The organism is Cryobacterium sp. TMT2-10, from assembly GCF_004403075.1.
Lineage (GTDB): Bacteria > Actinomycetota > Actinomycetes > Actinomycetales > Microbacteriaceae > Cryobacterium > Cryobacterium shii.
Map to the genome: position 1 here is coordinate 94,811 of NZ_SOGW01000088.1, position 18,940 is coordinate 113,750.

18 protein-coding genes are annotated in these 18,940 nt (G+C 67.2%); 3 read left to right on the plus strand and 15 right to left on the minus strand.

What is annotated here, in order from left to right; translation table 11 throughout:
• Positions 1-3 precede the first annotated feature (3 nt).
• The 5 genes from alaS to E3T37_RS10380 form a co-directional block, all read right to left on the minus strand.
• Positions 4-2,658 carry an alanine--tRNA ligase gene (alaS, locus tag E3T37_RS10360; protein WP_134366706.1) on the minus strand — a complete coding sequence of 885 codons (2,655 nt, stop codon included), beginning with the start codon at positions 2,656-2,658 and terminating at the stop codon, positions 4-6.
• A gap of 39 nt (positions 2,659-2,697) precedes the next feature.
• A complete protein-coding gene (locus tag E3T37_RS10365; RefSeq protein WP_134366707.1) occupies positions 2,698-2,931 on the minus strand; it encodes a hypothetical protein in 234 nt (77 codons plus the stop codon).
• An 83-nt stretch (positions 2,932-3,014) separates the two neighbouring features.
• On the minus strand, positions 3,015-3,386 hold the full coding sequence (locus E3T37_RS10370) for a DUF948 domain-containing protein (protein ID WP_134366708.1): 372 nt from the start codon (positions 3,384-3,386) through the stop codon (positions 3,015-3,017).
• Positions 3,387-3,525: 139 nt separating this feature from the next.
• Positions 3,526-4,155 (minus strand): 30S ribosomal protein S4, encoded by a 630-nt coding sequence (rpsD, locus tag E3T37_RS10375; protein WP_134366709.1) that lies wholly within the window; start codon positions 4,153-4,155, stop codon positions 3,526-3,528.
• Between the two features lie 464 nt (positions 4,156-4,619).
• A complete protein-coding gene (locus E3T37_RS10380; RefSeq protein ID WP_134366710.1) occupies positions 4,620-5,975 on the minus strand; it encodes a replication-associated recombination protein A in 1,356 nt (451 codons plus the stop codon).
• A gap of 178 nt (positions 5,976-6,153) precedes the next feature.
• Between E3T37_RS10380 and E3T37_RS10385 the strand changes: the two genes are divergently transcribed.
• The 3 genes from E3T37_RS10385 (at position 6,154) to E3T37_RS10395 (ending at position 9,024) form a co-directional block, all read left to right on the plus strand.
• Positions 6,154-6,948, plus strand: a complete 795-nt coding sequence (locus tag E3T37_RS10385) for a peptidylprolyl isomerase (protein WP_370292434.1) — start codon at positions 6,154-6,156, stop codon at positions 6,946-6,948.
• A 108-nt stretch (positions 6,949-7,056) separates the two neighbouring features.
• On the plus strand, positions 7,057-8,289 hold the full coding sequence (locus E3T37_RS10390) for a DUF349 domain-containing protein (protein WP_134366712.1): 1,233 nt from the start codon (positions 7,057-7,059) through the stop codon (positions 8,287-8,289).
• A gap of 108 nt (positions 8,290-8,397) precedes the next feature.
• Positions 8,398-9,024: a hypothetical protein gene (locus tag E3T37_RS10395; protein WP_134366713.1), complete on the plus strand. Its 627-nt coding sequence runs from the start codon at positions 8,398-8,400 to the stop codon at positions 9,022-9,024.
• On the opposite strand, the gene E3T37_RS10400 is transcribed toward E3T37_RS10395, so the two are convergent.
• The 10 genes from E3T37_RS10400 to pdxT form a co-directional block, all read right to left on the minus strand.
• Positions 9,021-11,294, minus strand: coding sequence for a bifunctional (p)ppGpp synthetase/guanosine-3',5'-bis(diphosphate) 3'-pyrophosphohydrolase (locus tag E3T37_RS10400; protein ID WP_134366714.1), 2,274 nt, complete (start codon positions 11,292-11,294; stop codon positions 9,021-9,023). The two genes, E3T37_RS10395 and E3T37_RS10400, sit on opposite strands and share 4 nt — an antisense overlap.
• Positions 11,295-11,380: 86 nt before the next feature.
• Entirely contained in the window at positions 11,381-12,400 is a 1,020-nt protein-coding gene (gene secF, locus E3T37_RS10405; protein WP_134366715.1) for a protein translocase subunit SecF, read from the minus strand.
• Positions 12,400-14,115 carry a protein translocase subunit SecD gene (secD, locus tag E3T37_RS10410; RefSeq protein ID WP_134366716.1) on the minus strand — a complete coding sequence of 572 codons (1,716 nt, stop codon included), beginning with the start codon at positions 14,113-14,115 and terminating at the stop codon, positions 12,400-12,402. The genes secF and secD overlap by 1 nt, the downstream gene beginning before the upstream one ends.
• A 65-nt stretch (positions 14,116-14,180) precedes the next feature.
• Entirely contained in the window at positions 14,181-14,552 is a 372-nt protein-coding gene (gene yajC, locus E3T37_RS10415; RefSeq protein ID WP_241976141.1) for a preprotein translocase subunit YajC, read from the minus strand.
• 111 nt (positions 14,553-14,663) lie between these two features.
• Complete coding sequence (ruvB, locus tag E3T37_RS10420) at positions 14,664-15,713, minus strand: Holliday junction branch migration DNA helicase RuvB (protein ID WP_134366718.1); 1,050 nt, start codon at positions 15,711-15,713, stop codon at positions 14,664-14,666.
• Complete coding sequence (gene ruvA, locus E3T37_RS10425) at positions 15,710-16,336, minus strand: Holliday junction branch migration protein RuvA (RefSeq protein ID WP_134366719.1); 627 nt, start codon at positions 16,334-16,336, stop codon at positions 15,710-15,712. Before ruvA ends, ruvB begins: the two co-directional genes overlap by 4 nt.
• Positions 16,333-16,935, minus strand: coding sequence for a crossover junction endodeoxyribonuclease RuvC (gene ruvC, locus E3T37_RS10430; RefSeq protein ID WP_134366720.1), 603 nt, complete (start codon positions 16,933-16,935; stop codon positions 16,333-16,335). Before ruvC ends, ruvA begins: the two co-directional genes overlap by 4 nt.
• A 5-nt stretch (positions 16,936-16,940) precedes the next feature.
• Positions 16,941-17,705: a YebC/PmpR family DNA-binding transcriptional regulator gene (locus tag E3T37_RS10435; RefSeq protein WP_134366721.1), complete on the minus strand. Its 765-nt coding sequence runs from the start codon at positions 17,703-17,705 to the stop codon at positions 16,941-16,943.
• Between the two features lie 87 nt (positions 17,706-17,792).
• On the minus strand, positions 17,793-18,335 hold the full coding sequence (locus tag E3T37_RS10440; protein ID WP_134366722.1) for a DUF1697 domain-containing protein: 543 nt from the start codon (positions 18,333-18,335) through the stop codon (positions 17,793-17,795).
• A 9-nt stretch (positions 18,336-18,344) separates the two neighbouring features.
• A complete protein-coding gene (gene pdxT / locus E3T37_RS10445) occupies positions 18,345-18,938 on the minus strand; it encodes a pyridoxal 5'-phosphate synthase glutaminase subunit PdxT (RefSeq protein WP_241976143.1) in 594 nt (197 codons plus the stop codon).
• Between the last annotated feature and the right edge of the window lie 2 nt (positions 18,939-18,940).

Below are 18,940 nucleotides of genomic sequence, written 5' to 3' on the forward strand. Positions count from 1 at the left end.
TGCTCAGCCCGCTACGGCTGAGGTGACGGCTGCGAGGGCGTTCGGAATGGCCGCGACATCGGTGCCGCCGCCCTGGGCGAGGTCGTCCTTGCCGCCGCCGCCGCCGCCGAGGATCCCGGCGACCTGCTTGGCCAGCGCGCCGGCCCGGTGGCCGGACTCGCGCGCCGCGGCGTTGGTGGCCACGATAACGACCGGCTTCTCGCCGACCACCGCGGCGAGGGCGACGACGGCCGGGCCGCTTCCCAGCTGGGTGCGCGTGGCGGTCACCAGCATCCGCAGTTCGTCGGCGGAATTCAGCGTGCCGACGTTCTCGGCGACGACCTTGACCGAACCTGCCGTGGAGGCGGACGCGACGAGGGCCGGCACCTTGTCCGTGAGTGCACGGGCTTCGAAGGCCGCGATCTTCTTCTCGGCGGCCTTGAGGTTCTGCACGAGCTCGTTGATGCGTTCGGGCAGCTGATCCCGGGGGGTCTTCAGGTTCGCGGTCAGCTGGGAGACGAGGGCGCGTTCGGCGGCCAGGTCGCGGAAGGCCTCGAGGCCGACCAGCGATTCCACCCGGCGGTTCGTGGATCCGACGGAGCCCTCGCTGACGAGGCTGATCATTCCGATCTCCGCGCTGGAAGAGACGTGGGTTCCCGCGCACAGTTCACGTGACCAGGGGCCGCCGATGTCGACCACCCGCACGCGGTCGCCGTACTTTTCGCTGAACAGGGCCATGGCTCCGAGGGCCTTCGCCTCGGCCAGGGGAAGCTCGCGGGTCTGAACGGGCAGGTTGTCCCGGATGGCGTTGTTCGAGATCTCTTCGATCTCGCTGCGGGTCGCCGGGGACAGAGCCTGGTTCCAGGAGAAGTCGAGGCGGAAGAAACCGGCCTTGTTGTAGGAGCCGGACTGGTGCGCGTTCGGGCCGAGCACCTGGCGCAAGGCTGCGTGCAGCACGTGCGTGCCGGAGTGGGCCTGGCGCGCGCCGCGGCGCCAATCGGGGTCGACGACGCTGGTGGCCGCGTCTCCGACACCGACCTCGCCGGACCGGACCTGGACCTTGTGGCTGATGAGCCCCTTGACGGGCTTCTGCACGTCGAGGACCTCGAGCTCGTAGCCGGTTCCCACGATCAGGCCGGCGTCGGCCTCCTGGCCGCCGGACTCCGCGTAGAGCGCCGTCTCGGCCAGGATGACCTCGGCGATCTCACCGGAAACGGCGCGGTCGACGGACTGTCCGCTCACGATGATGCCGAGCACGCTGGATTCGGTCTGCAGGGCGTCGTAGCCGGTGAAGAGCGTCTCCCCCGCCGCGCGGAAGGCGCTGTAGACCGACAGGTCGGCGAGGTGCGTCTTCTTGGCCTTAGCGTCGGCTTTGGCCATTGCGCGCTGCTTGGCCATGAGGGCGTCGAAGGCGTCGCGGTTGACGCTGAGGCCGGCCTCCTCGGCCATCTCGAGGGTGATCTCGATCGGGAAGCCGTAGGTGTCGTGCAGGAGGAACGCGGTGTCGCCCGGGAGAACGACCTTCTCGGCCTTCTTGGTCTTCGCCACGGCGAGGTCCAGGACCGCACTGCCGCTGGCGAGGGTGCGGAGGAAGGTCTCCTCCTCCGCGTACGCCGCCTGGCTGATCCGGGAGTAGTCGGCCTTGACCTCGGGGTAGGCCCCGGCCATGGCGTCGCGTGAGGCCGGGAAGAGCTCGGGGAAGGTGGAGCCCTCCACGCCGAGGAGGCGCATGGCGCGGACGCTCCGGCGCATGAGGCGGCGCAGGATGTACCCGCGGCCCTCGTTGGACGGCATGACGCCGTCGCTCATCAGCATCAGGGACGACCGCACGTGGTCGGCGACGATGCGCATCCGCACGTCGTCATCGTGCACGGCGCCGTAACGGCGACCGGACAGCTCCGCGGCACGGTCGAGGACCGGACGCACCTGGTCGATCTCGTACATGTTCTCGACGCCCTGCTTGAGGAAGGCGACGCGTTCGAGGCCCATTCCGGTGTCGATGTTCTTCTTCGGCAGGTCGCCGAGGATGATGAAGTCGTTCTTGCCGGTGCCCTCGCCGCGCAGGTACTGCATGAAGACGAGATTCCAGATTTCGACGTAACGGTCGTCGTCGGTGGCCGGACCGCCGTCGATGCCGTAGGCGGGACCGCGGTCGAAGAAGATCTCGGAGCAGGGTCCGGCGGGGCCCGGCTGGCCGGTCGACCAGTAGTTGGTGTCCATGCCGAGGCGCTGGATCCGGTTCTCGGGCAGGCCGAGGGCGCGCCAGTAGCGGAAGGCCTCGTCGTCGTCTTCGTAGACCGTGACCCAGAGGTCTTTCTCCGCGAAGCCGTAGCCGCCGTCGGCCTCTGAGGTGGTGAGCAGCTCCCAGGCGTACCCGATGGCTTCTTCTTTGAAGTAGTCGCCGAATGAGAAGTTGCCGTTCATCTGGAAGAAGGTGCCGTGACGCGGCGTCTTGCCGACCTCTTCGATGTCATTGGTGCGAATGCACTTCTGCACGCTCGTCGCGCGCGGGTACGGGGCCGGTACGAGACCGGTCAGGTAGGGCACGAACGGAACCATGCCGGCCACCGTGAAGAGGAGTGTGGGGTCGTCGCTGACGAGCGAAGCGGAGGGGACAACGGTGTGTCCGCGATCGGCAAAGAAGTCGAGCCAGCGCCCGCGAATTTCAGCAGTCTGCATTAGTTCCGTAGTTCGTTGTAGCGGGAAAAAGATGGAAATTTACGGCTGGGTGAGCTTTTCGATCGAGTCGTCGGCTTCCGCAGCGATATCGCCGATGGCGTCCCGCAGTTCGGCCTCGCGTTTGCGGTAACCGTCCGAGATGGCCTCGCCGAATTCGCGGGCCTTGGTGTCGAGATCGGCAAAGAATTGCTTGCCCTGACGCGTCTTACCGCCCTCACGGGCGAGGAGCAGCCCCGTGGCCAGACCGACGACGAACCAGATGAAGTTCTTCATGACAATGCTCCCTGACGTGTGTGGAGACCCGGATCCGAGACTCGAACGGCTTCTTTCCAGAATAGCCGACTCCCTGCGCCGGACTACCGGCGCCGACGGGTGAGGGCCGGTCGGGCGGCCCCGAGGGCGGCGCGCACGCCGGCGGAGAAGCCCGCGAGCTTGACCAGCGGACCGCCGACGGTCGCGGCGACCAGGGCCACCATCGCGGAGACATTGCCCGTGACATCCGCCACATTCGACGTGATGGTGTCGACCCGGGCGAGCTGGGCGTTGGTCTCCTGCAGGGTCTTCGTCGATTCCTCGAGCAGCGGTGTCACGTTGTGGCTCAGGTCTCGGATGGCCAGGGTCGTCTCATCGAAGACGCGCCCGAGCTTGAACAGCGGGACGGACAGGAAGAGCACCAGGACGGCGAAGCCGCCCGCAAAAACCAGACCGACGATATCTGCACCAGACATTGACCAACCATCCATTCCTCGATCGGCATGCACCGACATTCGGCGTGCAGAAATGCAAAGAGCGGACCACCCCAAGGGTGATCCGCTCTCCAGCGTAGTTCAGAAGCGCTGCCTGACGGCGGCGCAGGTAAAAAAGAACCTAGCGGGCCGCGTAGTACTCGACGACGAGCTGGACTTCACAGGTCACCGGGATTTCGATGCGCTTGGGGCGGCGCACGAGGCGGGCCTGCAGCTTGTCGATCTCGACCTCGAGGTACGGCGGGAGCTTCGGGAGAACGTCGACGTGACCGCCGGCGGCTGCAACCTGGAACGGCTCCATGCCCTCGCTCTTGGGCTTGACGTGGATGAGCTGACCCGGCTTCACGCGGAAGGAGGGCCGGTCAACCAGCTGGCCGTCGATGAGGATGTGACGGTGCACGATCATCTGACGGGCCTGGGCGGTGGTGCGGGCGATGGCCGAACGCACGAGAAGAGCGTCGAGACGGGTCTCGAGAATCTCGACGAGGTTCTCACCGGTCAGTCCCTGGGCGCGGCGAGCTTCCTCGAAGGCGATCTTGAGCTGAGCCTCGCGGATGCCGTACTGGGCGCGTAAGCGCTGCTTTTCGCGAAGACGAACGGCGTAGTCGGAGTCGGTCTTGCGCTTGGTGCGACCGTGCTCCCCCGGTGCGTACGGACGCTTCTCGAGGTAGCGGGCGGCCTTCGGGGTCAGGGCGATGCCCAGGGCCCGCGACAGGCGGGTCTTACTGCGGGTGCGTGACTTGGTAGACACGGTGTCCTTTCGATGGAACTGCAAACAGGGGAAACCAGGGCGCGAGCCTGGTGTGCAAAAGCACAGACCGGCGTCATGGGAGTTCAGAGGGGTGGTTGCCACGGGACGCCCGGCTACAGAGCGAAACCCATCCAAATCTGGAGACGGACGCAGCCGCATGCCGTTCCAGTTGTAGGCCCGTTCAGGCTACCACATCGGCCCCGCTGCCCACTCCGTTGCCCGCCCCCTCCGCCCGACCCCGCCCGAACCAATTCGACGGAGATTCTGCTCTAAAACGGCTCATACCGACTGTTTCGGGCCGGTTTGGCCAAAATCTCCGTCGAATTCGTTCATCGGGCGGGGCACAGCGGAGCGGGGCGAGGGCGAGGGGCTGGGGGCTGGAGGCTGGAGGAGGCACGAGGGAGGAGGCACGAGGCACGAGGAACGAGGGAGGAGGCACGAGGGAGGAGGAGGGCTGCGGGCTGCTAGCGGGCGCGGATGATCTTGCGGAGCTTGGCGAGCCGGGCCGAGACCTCGCGCTCGTTGCCGTGCTCGGTGGGTTCGTAGTAGCGAGCGTCGGCGATCTCGTCCGGCGGGTACTGCTGGGCCAGCACGCCGAGGACGTCGTCGTGGGGGTACCGGTAGCCCCGGCCGTGACCGAGCCGTTTGGCGCCGGAATAGTGGGCGTCGCGCAAATGTTTGGGGACGCGGCCCGTCTTGCCGGCGCGAACATCCGCGATGGCCTTGTCCAACGCCATATAAGAGGCGTTGGATTTCGGCGCCGTGGCCAGGTGCACGACCGCCTGGGCCAGTGGGATGCGACCCTCCGGCATGCCGATGTACTGCACGGCGTCCGCGGCGGCGATGGCGATCAGGAGGGACTGCGGATCGGCCATGCCGATGTCTTCCGAGGCCAGGACGATGATGCGGCGGCAGATGAATCGCGGGTCTTCGCCGGACTCGATCATGCGCGCGAGGTAGTGCAGGGACGCGTCGACGTCGGATCCTCGAACAGACTTGATGAACGCGCTGATCACGTCGTAGTGCTCGTCGCCGTTGCGGTCGTAGCGAAGCAACGCCCGGTCCACGGCGAGGGCGACGATCTCGGTGGTGATGACCGGCCGCTCGTCCGCTCCCGGTTCGGATTCCGCCGGCCTGACCGCCGACGCCGCCGACACGGATGCGGCCTCCAGCGCCGTGAGCGCCCGGCGGGCGTCCCCCGACGCGAGCCGGATGATCGCCGCCCGGGCCTCGGGGTCGAGAACGAACCGGTCCGCCAGACCGCGCGGCTCGACCACGGCACGGTCGACGACGATGCCGAGGTCGTCGTCGCTGAGGGTCTCGAGGGTCAGGAGCAGGGACCGTGACAGCAGCGGAGAGATGACCGAGAACGACGGGTTCTCGGTGGTCGCGGCCACCAGGATGATGATCCCGTTCTCCACACCCGGGAGCAGGGCATCCTGCTGGGCCTTGCTGAAACGGTGGATCTCGTCCAGGAAAAGTACCGTGGAGAGCCCGTAGAGGTCACGACTCGTGCGCGCCTCCTCCATCACCTGGCGCACGTCACGCACGCCGGCCGAGACAGCGGACAACTCCACGAACCGACGACCGGAGCTGTGTGCGATGGCCTGGGCGAGCGTGGTCTTGCCTGTGCCGGGCGGGCCCCAGAGGATGACGGAGACGGCGCCCTGCTCCCCCGTCTTGTCGCTCGCCAGGCTCACCAGCGGCGAGCCGGGAGTCAGCAGGTGCTTCTGGCCGGCGACCTCGTCGAGACTCTTCGGGCGCATCCGCACGGCGAGCGGTGTGGCACCGCTGCGTAGTCCCGGTTGAACATCAGCCATAGGTCCAGCGTAGTTTGTGCCGGTGACCGGGCGAACAGTGCCGGGCGACGGGCCCGCGACCCTGTTTGTCTGGATTCACTCGGTTGCGTAGAGTTCAACGTGGTTCGGGCGTCAATCGCGCCGGGCCGTCCCTGCGTGATCTGGCCGTGCGCGGCCCCCTGGAGGATACGACGTGGTAGTGAACAAGAAACAAGACCGCGAAGCCCGCGAGGCGCGTGTGCGGGTTCGTGCCTTCCAGGCCCGGCGGGCGGTGCACGAGCACCAGCAGAAGCGTCGGTTGCGGGACAACATCTTTGCCGGTATAGCGGTGACGGCCGTGCTCGCCCTCGCCGTGGGCGCGCAGTTGGCCTTCTTCAGCGGCGGCTCCGGGAAGGTCGCGCCCTCCACGTCGGCCACCCCGACCCCGTCGGCGAGTGAGACGGCGCCGGCCGGCGCGAACTCGGGCGATGTCCCGCCCACGACCCTGGCCGAGGGCCGCACCTGGACCGGCACGATGGCCCTGAACGGCATTCCACTGGAGATCGAACTGGACGGCGCCGCCGCACCGCAGGCCGTGTCGTCCACGATCAGTCTGATCAATTCGGGGTTCTGCCAGGACCTGACCTGTCACCGTCTGACCACCGGCGGATTCTTCGTGCTGCAGTGCGGCGACCCCGAAGGCACCGGTGCCGGCGGGCCCGGTTACAGCTATGGCCCGGTCGAGAACGCCCCCGCGGACAACGTGTACCCGGCCGGCACCCTCGCCATGGCCCGACAGGGCGGCAACGCCTACAGCATGGGCAGCCAGTTCTTCATCGTCTACGACGACACCACCATCCCCGCCGACGCGGTCGGCGGCTACACGGTGCTGGGCAAGGTCACCGGCGGACTTGACCAGATCAAGGCGCAGATCACGGATGCCGGCGTCACCGGCGGCTCCGCGGACGGCGCTCCCGCGGTGCCGACGACGATCACACAGGTATCAGTTCAGTAGAATCACCTAAACCATGCGCGGGCTTGCAATAGGCTTGACGCAGTATTGGCTCTAGACGCAGTATCGGCTCCCTCGTGAGCGCCCGACGACATCATTAAGGTGAGGCTCTTGACTACGACAGATCAGCAACCATGGGGTCGCGTAGACGAATCCGGCACGGTTTACGTGCGCGAAGCGACAGGTGAACGCGCCGTGGGACAGTATCCCGACGCGACGCCGGAAGAGGCGCTGGCCTACTTCGAACGCAAATACGTTGAACTCAACGGACAGGTCACGCTCCTGGAACAGCGTGCAAAGGGTGGCGCGCCCGCGGCCGACATCGCGAAGTCCGTCGCTCACCTGACCGAGACGGTAGCCAACGCCAACGCGGTCGGCAACCTGGCCGCACTGGCAGCCCGCCTGGGCGCCCTGGGCGGCGCCGTGAGCGAGCTCACGGAGCAGCAGAGCGCCGAGTCGAAGGCCGCTGCTGTCGCCGCCATCGCCGAGCGCGCCGCCATCGTCGCCGAAGCAGAGGCCCTCGCGGCCGAAGACCCGGCCAAGACGCAGTGGAAGCAGACCAGTGCTGCCCTCGAGGCGCTCTTCGCCAAGTGGCAGGCTCACCAGCACGACGCCCCCCGCATCCCCAAGGGTGAGGCCAACGACCTGTGGAAGCGATTCCGGGCCGCCCGCACCACGATCGAACAGAACCGCAAGGCGTTCTTCGCCGAGTTGGACAGCGCCCACAAGGACGTCCGCAACCGCAAGCAGCACCTGATCGAGCAGGCCGAAGCCCTCGCGCCGAAGGGCGCGGACGGCATCCCGGCCTACCGCAACCTTCTCGACGAGTGGAAGCTGGCCGGCCGCAGCGGCAAAAAGCAGGATGACGCCATGTGGGCGAAGTTCAAGGCCGCCGGTGACGTGTTGTACTCCGTGAAGTCGGAAATCGACGCGCAGGACAACGAGGAGTTCGCCGGAAACCTGGAGCAGAAGCTCGAATTGCTCACCGAAGCCGAACTGCTCCTGACCGAAACGGACCGCACGAAGGCCCGCACGACCCTCAGCGCGATCCAGCGCCGGTGGGATGCGATCGGCAAGGTTCCGCGCGACTCCGTCAAGCTGGTCGAAGACCGCATGCGCAAGGTCGAGGCCGCCGTTCGCAAGCTCGACGACGACCACTGGAAGCGCAACAACCCGGAGACCAAGGCACGTGCCGAGGGCATGGCCGGTCAGTTGCACGACGCCATCGCCAAGCTCGAGGCCGAGCTCGCGACGGCCCAGGACAGCAAGGACGCTCGCGCGATCGCCGAGGCGACCGAGGCCCTGGAGACCCGCAAGGCGTGGTTGAAGGCCATCGGCCAGTAACGCGCCCCGGCTCGAACCGGGTTCGTCAACAGAAGTGAGAACGGGGATCTGTCCACAGATCCCCGTTCTTCTTGTATCCGGCCCGCGACCGGACCGCACGCTGGTCCGATGAGCTTCAGATTGCAGCCGGTGCTTTCCGCCCGGGACCTTCCACTCGCTGAACTGTGCTGCGCGCGCCTCGACGGGGAGGTGTTCAAGCTGGGCGATTTCTGGTGCCCGGTCGACGAGCCGGGCGACGCCCCGAGCCGGGCTCGCGCGGCGGGCCTCCTCGTGTCTCCACGGGCGATCGCGGAGCGGCTGACCGCCGCGTGGATCTACGGCCTCACCCCGGAGCCGCGACAGCACCAGTTCTGCGTCCACACGGCCGCCCGGATGCATCTGGCTCCCTCACCGAGGCTGCGGATCCGCGAGGTCAGCTGCAGCCCGGACCAGGTGCAGACGATTTCCGGCCTGCGGGTCACTCGCCCCCTCCGGACCGTCGTGGACCTGGCGCGGTGGAACCTGGACCCGGATGCCGATGGGGATTCGCTGCGGGCGTGCGCCCTGCCGCCACTGATCGCCGCGCTCCTGCGATTCGCCGGCCACAGCAGCGCCGATCCGGCCCGCCGGCTCTGCGCCGGCCCCAACGTGCCGTACAAGGCCCAGGCCCTGGCCCGCCTCGACGAGGCGCAGGTCCTACTGGACACCCTGCCGGCTGAGCCTACGTTGTCGGTTCAGCCGACGCTGCCGGTTTAGCCGTCGTTGACGCGGTAGACGTCGTACACGGCGTCGATGCGCCGCACGGCGTTGAGCACCCGGTCGAGGTGGGTGGTATCCCCCATCTCGAAAACGAACCGGCTGATCGCCAAGCGGTCGGTCGAGGTGTGAACCGTGGCGGAGAGGATGTTGACGTGGTGCTCGGACAGCACCCGGGTCACGTCCGACAGGAGTCCGGAGCGGTCCAGGGCCTCGATCTGGATCTGAACCAGGAAGAGGCTCTTGGAGGTCGGCGCCCAGTCCACGTCGATCATGCGCTCAGGTTCCTTGAGCAGGGACTGAACGTTGCGGCAGGTTGCCTGGTGCACCGAGACGCCGGCGCCGCGGGTGATGAATCCGACGACCTTGTCGCCCGGGACCGGGGTGCAACAGCGGGCGAGTTTGACCAGGATGTCCGGGGCTCCACGCACCAGGATGCCGGAATCGCTGTTCCGGAGCGTCTGCGTGCGCCCGTTCGGTGCGAACGGGAGATCGGTGGCATCGCTCTCCTCGACGCTTTGCAGCGTGGCGACGACCTTCTCCAACACGGACTGGGTGGACACGTGACCCTCGCCGACGGCGGCGTAGAGGGCGGAGACGTCCTCGTACTTCATCACCGCGGCCACCTCGGCGAAGGAGTCCTGGTTCATCAGCTTCTGCAGCGGCAGGTTCTGCTTGCGCATGGCGCGGGCGATGGCGTCGCGGCCCTGTTCGATCGCCTCGTCCCGGCGCTCCTTGGTGAACCACTGGCGGATCTTGTTGCGCGCCCGTGGGCTCTTGACGAAGTTGAGCCAGTCTTTGCTGGGCCCGGAGTCCGGATTCTTGGAGGTGAAGACCTCCACGACGTCGCCGGTGATCAGCGGGCTCTCGAGAGGCACGAGACGCCCGTTGACCTTGGCACCCATCGTGCGGTGGCCGACCTCGGTGTGCACGGCGTAGGCAAAGTCGACCGGGGTCGCATCGGCCGGCAGGCCGATGACGCGGCCCTTGGGTGTGAAGACGTAGACCTCTTTGGCACCGATTTCGTACCGGAGCGAATCGAGGAACTCCCCCGGGTCTGCCGTCTCGGCCTGCCAGTCAGAGATGTGCGCCAGCCAGGCCATGTCGGTGTCGCTCTGCGGGCCCGGCCCGGAGGTCTTGCCGGTGGTCTGCTCCTTGTACTTCCAGTGCGAGGCCACGCCGAATTCCGCGCGCTGGTGCATCTCCTGGGTGCGGATCTGGATTTCCACCGCGCGCCCGCTCGGCCCGAGGACGGTGGTGTGCAGCGACTGGTAGAGATTGAATTTGGGGGTGGCGATGTAATCCTTGAACCGGCCGGGCAGCGGGGTCCAGCGCGCGTGGATCGCCCCGAGCACCGCGTAGCAGTCGCGCACGGAATTGACCAGCACGCGGATGCCGACCAGGTCGTAGATCTCGTCGAACTCGCGCCCGCGCACGACCATCTTCTGGTAGATCGAGTAGTACTGCTTGGGCCGGCCGGCCACCTTGCCGCGAATCCGGGCCGCCTTGAGGTCGTCGACGATGGAGTCGATGACGTGCTGAACGAATTCCTCGCGCTGAGGGGTGCGCTGCTTGACCAGGCTGTCGATCTCTGCGTAGAGCTTGGGGTAGAGCACCGCGAACGAGAGGTCTTCCAGTTCCCACTTGATGGTCTGGATGCCCAGCCGGTGCGCGAGCGGGGCATAGATCTCAAGGGTCTCGGTGGCTTTACGCACGGCTGACTCCGCCGGCACGAAGCCCCAGGTGCGGGCGTTGTGCAGCCGGTCCGCGAGCTTGATGATCAGCACCCGGATGTCTTTCGACATCGCCACGATCATTTTGCGCACGGTCTCGGCCTGCGTGCTGTCGCCGTACTTGACCTTGTCGAGCTTCGTCACCCCGTCGACGAGCATGGTGATCTCGTCGCCGAAATCGCTCCGCAGCTGATCGAGGGTGTACTCGGTGTCCTCCACGGTGTCGTGCAGGAGCGCGGCGGCCACCGTCTTGGGGCCGATGCCGAGGTCGGCGAGGATCTGCGACACCGCGACCGGGTGGGTGATGTACGGCTCACCGCTGCGCCGGAATTGCCCTTCGTGAGCCCGTTCCGCCGTGGTGTACGCGCGTTCGATGATCGACAGGTCGACCTTCGGGTGGTGCATCCGCACGGTCTTCAAGAGGGTGTCGACAGCTCCGACCGGCTGAGCCCGCGAAAAGATGCGCGGCACGAGGCGCCGGAGCGAGGCGGGCGGAACCGGAGCCGGGGAGGCAGGAGGAGACGTCAGATCGGTCATCCGTCACCTCCATCCCTCACAACAATTATGGCTGTTCGCCACCCGGGCCTGATACCACCGGCGCCAGGTGGGGACCGACTCCCGGCCTAGGCGGTGATCTTCTCCGCGGATTTTGTCGTCGTCGCGTCGGCCTTGGCCCGAAGGGAGAGAACCTTCAGGTCCCGTTTGCGGATATCCGGCTCGCTGGACCGCAGCTGGGCGTACAGCGGCGACGCGATGAAGATCGTCGAGTATGCCCCGGCGATGATTCCGATCAGGAGCGCCAGCGAGATGTCCCGCAGGGTGCCGGCGCCGAGCACGAGGGCACCGATGAACAGGATCGATCCGACCGGGAGCACCGCCACGACGGAGGTGTTGATCGAACGCACCAGGGTCTGGTTGACGGCGAGGTTGACCGATTCTCCGAATGTGCGGCGCGAATCCGTGACGTCCTCAGCGGTGTTCTCGCGGATCTTGTCGAACACCACGACGGTGTCGTACAGCGAGTAGCCGAGGATGGTCAGGAAGCCGATCACGGCGGCGGGGGTGATCTCGAACCCGGTGATGCCGTAGAACCCGGCGGTGATGACGAGGTCGTGCAGGAGCGCGACCATGGCAGCCAGGGCCATCTTCCAGGTGCGGAAGTACAGGGCCATGCCGATCCCGGCGAGGACGAGGAAGATCGCCAACCCGCGCAGAGCCTGGCCGGTGATGTCGGCACCCCAGGACGGGCCGATGAAGGACGCGGTGACCTGGTCTTTCGGAACCGAGTAGGCGTCGGCCAGGGCGGTGCGCACATCGCGGCTGTCCTGGGCGCTGAGCTGGTCGGTCTGCACCCGGATGCCGCTGTTGCCCACGTTGGACACCTTGGGGACCGCGGAGGGCACCACGGCGTTGACGGCGTCAGACGCCGTGGCCTGGTCCTGCTTCGGCAGGTCTGACACCACGAACTCGGATCCGCCGGTGAACTCGATGCCGAAGACGAACCCGCCGCGGAGCTGCGGGACGACCAGGGCGATCAGGAGCATGACGGATGCGACGAGATACCACGTGTTGCGCCGGCCGATGATGTTGAACGATCGCTTGCCGGTGTGCAGGTCATTGCCGAACTGGGAGAAGCTGGCCATTAGGATTCCTTCCCGTTCGAGAAGCGATCGGTGCTGGAACCGACGAGGTCCTGCGCCTTGCGTTCGGCGATGGTTTGACGTTTGGCGGCTTCTTTACTGGCCGACGACAGTTTGCCTGTTGCGACCTGCGTGGACGGCTGGAACTTGGCACGGCCGCGGTAGGTGGCACCGAGCGCCCGGGGGTCGAGTCCGCTGAAGCGGTGACCCTCGTTGAAAAACCGGGTCTGCGCCAGCAGTTGGAGCATCGGGTGGGTGAACAGGATGACGACGACGACGTCGACGATCGTGGTGAGGCCGAGGGTCAGGGCGAAGCCCTTGACGTTGCCGACCGCCACGATGAAGAGCACGCCGGCGGCGAGGAAGTTCACGCCGTCCGAGGCGAGGATGGTGCGCAGAGCGCGCTTCCAGCCGGCCTCGACGGCCGACTCGAGTCCGCGACCGTCCCGCAGCTCGTCGCGCACGCGCTCGAAGTAGACGATGAAGGAGTCGGCGGTGATTCCGATGGCAACGATCAACCCGGCCACCCCGGCGAGGGACAGTCGGTAACCCTCCCGCCAGGACAGGGTCGTGATGATCAGGTACGTGATCAGGGCCGCGACGGTCAGGGAAGCGATCGTCACCACCCCGAGCAACCGGTACTGGATCAGCGAGTAGATCACGACCAGGATCAGTCCGATCAGACCGGCGATGAGACCGCCGAGGAGCTGGGAGGAGCCGAGCGTCGCGGAAATGGTGTCCTGGCTCTGCACCGTGAAGCTGATCGGCAGGGCGCCGAACTTGAGCTGGTCGGCGAGCGTCTTGGACGATTCCTTGGTGAAGTTTCCGCTGATCTGCGCGTTTCCGTCAGTGATCGCCGCGTTCGTGCGGGGCGCGGAGATGACCTGGCCGTCGAGAACGATGGCGAACTGGTTGCGCACGCCCTCGAGGCCGTTCAACCGGGTGCTGACGTCGGCGAACGCCTTGGTCCCGGTCTTGTCGAACTTCATGTTGACGACCCACTGGCCGGTGGTCGCGCCGCTCTGGTTCGTCTCCTGGCCGCTGGTGGCGTCCGAGACGTTCTCGCCGCTGACCTCGACCGGGCCGAGGATGTATTTGACCGAGCCGTCGGTCTCACAGGTGACGAGTGGCTTGTCCGCCGGGGCGACGTTGCTGGTGTCGAGCTTCGTGCAGTCGAAGGCGTCGTACTGGGCCTGGAGCGCCGGGGTGATCCAGCTCGGGTCGCTGGCGTCGGTGGGTACCGCGGTCGGCGTGCTCGACAGGTCGGGGTCGACGCTCGGGGCCGGGGTCGCCGCGCCGTCCGCGCCCACGCTGGCCGCCGACGGGGCGTCGGCCAGAAGGACGGGGCGGAATTCGAGTTTCGCTGAGGACTCGATCCGGTTGATGGTGGCGTCGTCGGGGATGCCCGGGATCGAGACGACGATGTTCTGGCCGCCCTGCGTGTTGATCTCCGCTTCGGAGACGCCGGACGCGTCAACGCGCTGCCGGATGATCGACACGGCATTGTTCAGCTGTTCCTGCGAAACTGATTGACCGGATTCGAGTTTCGGCGCGAGGATGATCTGCGTGCCACCCTCGAGGTCGAGGGCCAGCTTGGGCGTCCAGGAACCGCCGCCGGTGAGGACGCCGGCGGTGTTGAGAGCGATCAGACCGACGATGATCACCCCCAGCCACGTGAGGGAACGCCAGGCCTTTTTGGCCGGAGACGACTTTGCCACCTGTGAACTCAGCTTTCTGTGCTCATGCCCGCGCCGTCACGGCGCGGGCATGTGAGAGGGATTGGTTACGCATCGCCCTTTTTGGGCTCTTCGTCGGTGTCTGCATCAGCGACTCGCTGACCGAACTCGGGTTCGTTCATGACGCCGGCGGTGTCCTGGCCGATTTCGGCAACGGGTGCGTCCTCGGACTCGGCCACGGTCGGCTCGATCACACGGGCGATGGTCTGGCGGTGCAGCTGCACGACCGTTCCCGGTGCGATTTCAAGGGCGACCTTGTTCGCTTCCTCGTCGATCGAGAGAATGGTTCCGTACATCCCGAAGTTGGTCATGACCTCCGCGCCGGCAACCATCTGGGCCTGCAGCGCGGCCTGGTCCTTCTGGCGCTTGCGGCTGTTGCGGAACATGAAGAAAACGAGCGCCGCGAGAACGACGAGCATGACAAGAGTCAACGGATCCATAAAACTGTGAAACCTTCCGATTGCGGCGCGATGGCCGAAGCTTGTGCGTCTGATTCCTTACGAACCAACTCGAATTATAGGTCATCGAGGTTATGGGACCTTCGGAGCGCCGTCCTGCGGGTTGACGAGACCGAAGTGCCGCCACGCTGCGGGGGTCGCCACGCGCCCGCGCGGGGTGCGCGTGAGGAAGCCTATCCGCACCAGGAACGGCTCCACGACAGCCTCGATGGTCTCCGACTCTTCCCCCACGGACACCGCCAGTGTGTTCAGGCCAACCGGCCCACCCCCAAAACGGGTCAGGATGATGCGCATCACTTCCCGGTCGAGCCGATCGAGCCCGATCGCGTCCACGTCGTAGAGTTCCAGGGCCGCGTGGACGGCGGCCAGGTCGGCGTCCCCCCCGTGCACCAGGGCGTAGTCGCGCACCCGCCGGAGCAGCCGGTTGGCGATTCTCGGCGTGCCGCGGCACCGACCGGCGATTTCGGCGAGGGCCTCCCGGTCGATCCTGAAGTCGAGCAGTGCGGCGGCACGCGCCAGCACCTCCTCGAGCTCGTGGTCCGCGTAGAACTCGAGGTGGGCGGTGAACCCGAACCGGTCGCGCAGTGGGTTGGGCAGCAGCCCGGACCGGGTCGTGGCGCCCACCAGCGTGAACGGGGCGAGCTCGAGCGGCACCGAGGTGGCGCCGGCACCCTTGCCCACCATGATGTCGATCCGGAAGTCCTCCATCGCGAGGTAGAGCATTTCCTCGGCCGAGCGGGCCATCCGGTGGATCTCGTCGATGAAGAGCACCTCGCCGGGGATCAGTGAGGAGAGCACGGCGGCCAGATCACCCGCGTGCTGGATGGCCGGGCCGCTGGACATCCTCAGCGGCCGGTTGCCCTCGTACGCGATGATCATGGCCAGGGTGGTCTTGCCCAGCCCGGGCGGGCCGGCCAGCAGGATGTGGTCCGGCGTGCGGGCCTGCATGGTCGCCGCCGTCAACAGCAGCTGCAGCTGGCTGCGCACCTTCTGCTGGCCGACGAACTCCGCCAGGCTCCGGGGCCGGAGGGCGCCTTCGAACGCGAGTTCCGCGTCGCCTTCCAGAACGGGATTGGTCAGCTCGACCCCGGGGTCGCCGGCCAGGCGCGGTTCGGGTGTCATGAGCGGCGCTCCGAAGCCTGCTGGGCCGGGCCGAGCCGGGCCAGGACCAGCCGGAGGAGACTGGCCACCCCGACCTGCTCGGGATCGGCCGTGTCGGCGAGGGTCTCCTCGACCGCCTGAGCGGCCACCCGCTCAGACCAGCCCAGGCCGATCAGGGCGGCCTGCACGTTCGCGGACGCGCTCGTGGGGGCCGGGCGAGCCGCGGCGGTGGCGGCGGCGGCCGAGACGAAGACCTTGCCGGCCAGGGAGAGCACGATCAACTTGGCGGTCTTGGGGCCGATGCCGCTGACCTTGCGGAAAGCGGCGTCATCCTCGGAGGCGACCGCCTGTGCGATCCGGTTCGGGCTGAGCACGGCGAGCACACCGAGGGCCGATTTCGGTCCGACGCCGGTCACCCCGACCAGCAGCTCGAACACCTCGAGTTCGTCCGTGGCCGGAAACCCGTAGAGCGTGAGTGAGTCTTCGCGCACGATCAGCGTGGTGGAGAGGCGGGCCTCGGTGCCGACCCGCAGCGTCAGCGCGGTCGCGGGGGTGACCTGCAGGGCCAGCCCCACTCCCCCGACCTCGATCACGGCCGTCGAACCCAGGGCAGACAGGACGAGGCCACGTACGGATGCAATCACCGCTTAACACTACGGGTCACCGGCGACACGGAGCCGCGTTCGGCGGCGCGCCATGCCTTCTGGGCCGGGGTCAGCGTTCCGACCGGGACGGCGGCGCCGGTCGGCAGGGTGCCACCGGATGCGCCGGTGCGCCAGGCGTGGCAGATCGCAATGGCCAGCGCGTCCGCGGCATCCGCCGGCCTGGGCACTTCGGCCAGGCCGAGCACCCGGGCGACCATCGTGCCGACCTGCGCCTTGTCGGCGGACCCGTAACCGGTGATCGCGGCCTTGACCTCGCTGGGGGTGTGCAGGGTGACGGTCAGCCCGCGCTGAGCCGCGAGGAGGAGGGCGACCCCGCTGATCTGCGCCGTGCCCATGACGGAGCTCACGTTGTTCTGGGCGAACACCCGCTCGATCGCCACGAATTCGGGCTGGTGCCGGTCGAGCATCTCCTCGAGACCCCGGCTGATCAGCAGGAGCCTCTGCTCGAGCGGCAGGTCCGCCGCGCTGCGGAGCACGGCCACGTCGACGAGGGTCGCGGTGCGGTTGGGGTTCACGTCGACCACGCCCACGCCGCAACGGGTCAGCCCGGGATCGATGCCCAGGACCCGGACTGACACGGCCTCTACTCGGCTTCGGCCTGAAGCTCCGCGATGACCTCGGGCGACACGTCGTAGTTGCTGTAGATGTTCTGCACGTCGTCGAGCTCTTCGAGCGCGTCGATCAGTTTGAAGACCTTGCGGGCGGTTTCGGCGTCGACCTCGATCTTGAGCTGGGGCACGAATGCGATGTCGGCGGAGTCGTAGTCGATTCCGGCGGTCTGCAGCGCCGTGCGGGTGGCGACGAGGTCATGGGCCTCGCTGAAGACCTCGAACTTGTCGCCGTCGTCGACGACCTCTTCGGCACCGGCGTCGAGCACGGCCGCGAGCACGTCGTCTTCGGTGACGTTGTCACCCTTGGGCACCACGACGATGCCCTTGCGGTTGAAGTTGTAGGCCACGCTGCCGGGATCGGCCATGTTGCCGCCGTTGCGGGAGACGGTCGTGCGCACCTCGGCGGCGGCCCGGTTCTTGTTGTCGGTCAGACACTCGATCATGATGGCGACGCCGTGCGCGGCGTAGCCCTCGTACATGATGGTCGTGTAGTCGACGACCTCACCGGACAGGCCTGCACCACGCTTGACGGCGCGGTCGATGTTGTCGTTCGGGACGGAGGTCTTCTTGGCCTTCTGGATCGCGTCCACCAGCGTCGGGTTTCCCGACAAGTCGGCGCCGCCCATGCGGGCAGCCACTTCGATGTTCTTGATCAACTTGGCGAACGCCTTGGCCCGACGAGAGTCGGTGACCGCCTTCTGGTGCTTCGTTGTCGCCCACTTGGAATGTCCGGACATGAATCTCCCGTTGTCTCGCTTGGCTCTCTGGTCGTCGCACCCTGAGGTACCCCACATTCTAACCCGCGGTGTCCGGCGGAGCAGGCTTCACGCGCCCGGGGGCTGGTCCAGGATTTTCTGCAGCGTACGCAGGTTGCGCGTGGTCGTGCTCGCCCGGTACCGGGCCTTGCCGCTCAGCTTGCTGAACGGGCTGCCCACGCCCACCGACCGCAGAACCTGCCAGTACAACACGTCGGCGCCTGACCTGATCTGTTCCGTGTCGGGGTCCGCGTCGCCGGCCGCGCCGAGGAGCTCGTCCAGCACGGACCGGTCTGACCCGAGCACGACGTAGGGATGCCACCCCTCGCGGTCCGCGTCGAACGGGAACGCCCGCACGACCCGGTCGAGCCACTCGACGTCGACGAGGATGATCCAGGCCCGGTAGCCGAAGGTGTCGGAGAGCGCCCGCTCGATCCGCGCCTTCGTGGCCGCCGCATCCGTCTCACTCGTCGTGAACAGAACGTTGCCGCTGGCAAGCACCGTGCTGATCCCGGTGTATCCGAGTTCCCGGAAGACGGACTGCAGGGCCGCCATCCTGATGTTGATGCCGTTGACGTTGATGCCGCGCAGGAAAGCAACCGACCGGGTCATGTACGGACCCTAGCCGCGAAAACCGGCCGCGGCCACCTTGCCCAGGAAGTACTCGTGAAAACGGTTCTCCCCGGTGATCTCGGGGTGGAAAGACGTGCCGAGCAGGTTGTCCTGCTCGACGGCGACACACCGGCCGTCGGCGAGAGTGGCCAGCGCCCGGGCCCTGGGGCCCACGGTCTCCACGACCGGGGCCCGGATGAACACGGCGTGCACGGGAGCGTCGCCGAGGACAGGCACGTCGAGGTCGGTCTCGAACGAGAGAGTCTGGGAACCGAAGGCGTTTCGGCGCACGGCGATGTCGAGACCGCCGATGCTCTCCTGGCCGGCGATCCCGTCGATGACGGTGTCGGCGAGCATGATCAGGCCGGCGCAGGTGCCGTAGACGGGCAGCCCGCTCCGGACGAAGGCGGCCAGCGGTTCGGCCAGGCCGAACGCCCTGGCCAGTTTGTCCATCACGCTGGACTCGCCGCCCGGGATCACCAGCCCGCTGACGCGGGCCAGTTCCTCCGGGCGGCGAACGAGTTCGACGTCGGCGCCGAGGGACCGGAGAACCTCGGCATGCTCCCGAAAATCACCCTGAAGGGCGAGAACTCCAACGCTCACGG